Here is a 3,204-nt window from a genome sequence, read left to right as displayed (position 1 = left end):
CGTATCTGCTCTTCATCAAGCGGCTCGACGAGCTGCACACGCTGAAGGAGCGCAAGGCCGCCCGCACCGGCAAGCCGATCGAGGAGCCGATCTGCGTATTCCGGGGGAAGCCGACCACCTGTTCCGACAGAAGCCGACCACCCTTCCGGATGAAGCCGACCAGCGATTCCGGTCGGAAGCCGACCAGTTGGCGGCTGCTTCCGGAACCGTGGTCGGCTTCGGCCGGAACCGGACTTGACCAGGGGCTGCGAGAAGGCGCTGGGTAGTCCTCACAACGGGTATCGTCACCTCCCATAACCAAGGAAGAGGAGGCGTCGATGCCAGCGAGGAGGCTACCGATGCGGAAGATGTACGAGATCCTGCGACTGCTGTGGGACCTGGGAGTAGGGGTGCGAGATACGGCTCGAGCCTGCTCGGTGTCGCACAGCACGGTTTTGGAGTACCAGCGTCGTGCGGAGGAGGCGGAGTTGTGCTGGGAACAGGTGAAAGAGATGGATTCGGGGACGCTGGGGCAGCGGCTGTTCCCACGGGAGTCGTCGGCGCCGAGTCGGCCGCTGCCGAAGTGGCCCACGATCTACCGAGAGCTGAAGCGGCCTGGTGTGACGCTTCAGCTGCTGTGGGAGGAGTACAAAGAGACGCACCCGGAGGGGTATCAGTACAGCCGGTTCTGCGAGCTGTACGGCGGGTGGCGCAAGAAGTTGGACCTGAGCATGCGCCAGGAGCACACGGCGGGGGAGAAACTGTTCGTGGACTACTGCGGTCAGACGGTGCCGGTGAAGGACCCGGCGACGGGCCAGATCCGTGCCGCGGAGATCTTCGTGGCGGTCTTGGGTGCGAGCAACTACAGCTACGCGGAGGCGACGTGGACGCAAGACCTGGAGAACTGGACCGGCTCGCACGTGAGGACGTTCGAATTCCTGGGTGGCGTGCCGTCGTTGGTGATCCCCGACAACCTGAAGAGCGGGGTGACCAGGGCTTGCCGTTACGAGCCGGATCTGAACCCGACGTATCAGGAGTTGGCGTCGCACTACGGCACGGCGGTGATCCCGGCGCGGGTGCGCAAGCCCAAGGACAAGGCGAAGGTGGAGGTGGGGGTGCAGGTGGTCGAGCGTTGGATCCTGGCGCGTCTGAGAAACCGTGAGTTCTTCTCCCTGAGCGAGCTCAACGCCGCCGTCCGTGAGCTGCTGGATCGCCTGAACTCTCGTCCGTTCAAGAAACTCGACGGCTGTCGTCGGTCGCATTTCGAGGCGCTGGACCAGCCGGCGTTGAAGCCGCTGCCGCGGGAGCGCTTCGAGTCTGCGGAGTGGCGTAAAGTGCGGGTGCGCCCGGATTACCATGTGGAGGTCGACGGTCACTTCTACAGCGTGCCGTACCAACTCGTCGGTCAGGAGATGGAGGTGCGTGTGACCGCGGCGGCGGTGGAGTGTCTGCACGGCGGCCAGCGAGTGGCGTGTCACGTGTACGGCGCCGAGCCGGGCAAGAGCACGACACTGCTGGAGCACATGCCGCGGGCGCACCGTCACTACGCGGAGTGGACACCCCAACGGCTGGTGACGTGGGCGCAGCAGACGGGTCCGTCGACCGCGGAGGTGGTCGAGGGGATCCTGACCTCGCGGGCACATCCGCACCAGGGGTTCCACTCGTGTCTGGGGCTGCGCCGCCTGGCTCAGCGCTATGGGCCGGATCGCTTGGAGGCGGCGTGCCTGCGGGCATTGCGGATCCGCGGGCTGTCGTACAAGAGTATTCGCTCGATTCTCGAGAGAGGCTTGGACCGACAAGATCCTCCGAGCGAGGCGCCGTCGCCGCCGCCGATCGAGCACGGTAACGTCCGAGGCGCCGCGTACTATCAGAGCTCGACGAGTTCTCAAGGGGGTGTGCCATGATGAGGCATCCGACGCTCGAACAGCTCCACGCTCTGCGCCTCACCGGCATGGCCAAGGCTTTCGAAGAGCAGCTGGAGACGACTGCCGCCGAGGATCTGCGCTTCGAGGATCGCCTGGCACTTCTGATCGATCGAGAAGTCACCGAAAGGAATTACCGCCGCATGCAGACGCGGCTGCGTAAAGCCAAACTGCGCCAGAAAAATGCCTGCGTCGAGGACGTCGACTTCCGCACTCGTCGGGGCCTGGATAAAGGCTTACTTCTGTCGCTCGGCTCTTGTGATTGGATCGCCCAGCACCGCAACGTCCTGATCACCGGCCCCACCGGCGTCGGGAAGACCTTTCTGGCCTGTGCTCTGGCGCAAAAAGCCTGCCGCGAGGGCTACACGGTCCAGTACCTGCGCCTGCCTCGCCTTCTCGAGGAACTGGTCTTGGCTCATGCCGATGGCCGTTATCCCAAGCTGATGGCCGGCTTCGCCCGCACCGAGCTGCTGGTGCTCGACGATTGGGGGCTCGCGCCGCTGACGGATGCTGACCGCCGAGAGCTGTTGGAGATCCTCGAGGACCGCCACGAGCTGCGCTCGACGTTGGTCACCAGCCAGCTGCCGGTCGACAAGTGGTATGACGCGATTGACCACCCGACGCTGGCGGACGCGATCCTGGATCGTCTCGTCCACAATGCCTACCCGATCGCCCTACAGGGAGAATCGATGCGCCGCAAGAAGGCCCGGGCGGCGAAGAAGGAGACGGCCGATCGCTAACCCAGGAACTGGCCACGCTGGCCACTCACCCAAGACGGGCTATGGAAGGTGCCGCGCCTGCCGGCCGGGGTGGGAAACCTGTGGAAGGCCGCAGACGCCCTCCCACAGGTTTCCCACCCCGGCCTTGGAAAGCTGGCCTCGAAGACTCGGCCACCTTCCCACAGGCACTTGGAAAGCTGGCCTCGAAGACTCGGCCACCTTCCCACACCTCCCACAGCCCCGACGACGACGAGTTGATATAGAGTCCAGATCAGACCCGGAGTCGGCACAAGCCGACCACTTGAACCCGAGGAGGACCCAGCACCGTCTCTCTCAGCCCCACTGGTCGCCATGCCCGGAATGGGTGGTCGGAATCGTCGGAATACGCATGAAGTGCCGTTTCACGAAATCTCGAAACCGTCCCTCACGCGTGAGGCGGCCCTCCGGAGAATCTCGGAAGGCTCTCTTGACCGTGAGGAGAGCGACCCGAGAAAGTCGGGAAGGTCTCCTCACGTGTGAGGAGGCCTTCTCGGACTCTCCGAATGGGCGCCTCACGCGTGAGGACGCCTTCTCGGATTCTCCGG

Annotated in this window: 2 protein-coding genes; both read left to right on the top strand. The window is 64.5% G+C overall.

The features are described from left to right. Positions 1-317 precede the first annotated feature (317 nt). Complete coding sequence (locus GY769_20410; GenBank protein MCP4204285.1) at positions 318-1,883, top strand: IS21 family transposase; 1,566 nt, start codon at positions 318-320, stop codon at positions 1,881-1,883. Beyond that, on the top strand, positions 1,880-2,641 hold the full coding sequence (locus GY769_20405; protein ID MCP4204284.1) for an ATP-binding protein: 762 nt from the start codon (positions 1,880-1,882) through the stop codon (positions 2,639-2,641). Before GY769_20410 ends, GY769_20405 begins: the two co-directional genes overlap by 4 nt. Positions 2,642-3,204 lie beyond the last annotated feature (563 nt).

The sequence above is a fragment of the bacterium genome, from assembly GCA_024224155.1.
Lineage (GTDB): Bacteria > Acidobacteriota > Thermoanaerobaculia > Multivoradales > JAHEKO01 > CALZIK01.
This window is presented reverse-complemented; position numbering and strand designations above follow the sequence as displayed.